This window comes from Symbiopectobacterium sp., from assembly GCF_051710365.1.
Lineage (GTDB): Bacteria > Pseudomonadota > Gammaproteobacteria > Enterobacterales > Enterobacteriaceae > Symbiopectobacterium.
The window spans coordinates 1-804 of record NZ_JBPETA010000396.1 but is presented as its reverse complement, the minus strand read 5'-3'; the positions used below and the strand labels follow the sequence as shown (position 1 = coordinate 804).

General features: G+C 47.8%; 1 protein-coding gene and 1 pseudogene. One reads left to right on the top strand and one right to left on the bottom strand.

Going from position 1 to position 804, the window contains the following annotated elements:
• Positions 1-71, top strand: a pseudogene (locus ACTBDZ_RS18250) (surface-adhesin E family protein); the annotation flags it as partial.
• Positions 72-249: 178 nt separating this feature from the next.
• On the opposite strand, the gene ACTBDZ_RS18245 reads toward ACTBDZ_RS18250, so the two are convergent.
• Positions 250-684 (bottom strand): FMN-binding protein, encoded by a 435-nt coding sequence (locus ACTBDZ_RS18245; RefSeq protein WP_438816325.1) that lies wholly within the window; start codon positions 682-684, stop codon positions 250-252.
• Positions 685-804 lie beyond the last annotated feature (120 nt).

Genomic DNA, 804 nt, shown 5'->3' with positions numbered 1-804 from the left:
CCATGGCGATGGTCAAAGCGCTTAACCGGATCACGCTATTAGGAATGCCGAACAGTATTCGCATCACGTAACAATCGACCCGATGGGGCACAGTCGTTACAAGTTCTGATTTATTCAACAAAGCCGTCTCAGCGTCGTAAAGCGGCAGAAATGTTGGCGCATGGCGTGAAAGAATAGCAGGATTAAGCGTATTTTAGCCTTATCGCCGGTGTCATCATGTCGACGCCGGCGATGAAGTGCAGTGAGGTATTATTCGACTTTCGCTACGTCGGTCTTGCCTGCTTTCGCATTGGCAACGGCCGCATTCGCCAGTACGATAAAATCTTCGCTGGAGTGAGTGGCACCGGTTACGCCATCTACGCCTTCAGGATTTTGCTTCTCTACCAGCCCCTGAGCCAGTTTGACCGTATACTCAGTAGGATTGGTGCCGCTTGCTGCTTTCATCTTCTTATTGTATTCCACATCAGTGGTTTTCAGATGACCGTCTTTTTGGCTGTTGTAGTAAAATTTTACGGCAGCAATTTTCCCGTCTTTGTAGGTCACTTCTACAAACGGTTTCCACCCTTTATCATCGAAATTGACGGTTTCAGCGCGGTATGTCCCGTCTTTGATGGCACCATCGGCAGCGTGAACACCCACAGCGAAAAGGCTTGCCACAACAATGGGTATGAACTTCATTTTCATCCGTCATTCCGCACCTGATTTTTCTTTTTTCGGGACTTGACGGTATTCTGAAGTTCTGAATTTATTACTGCTTTTTGCAGACCAATCAGCATGAGTACTCCCCACGTTACCATCCGTAAC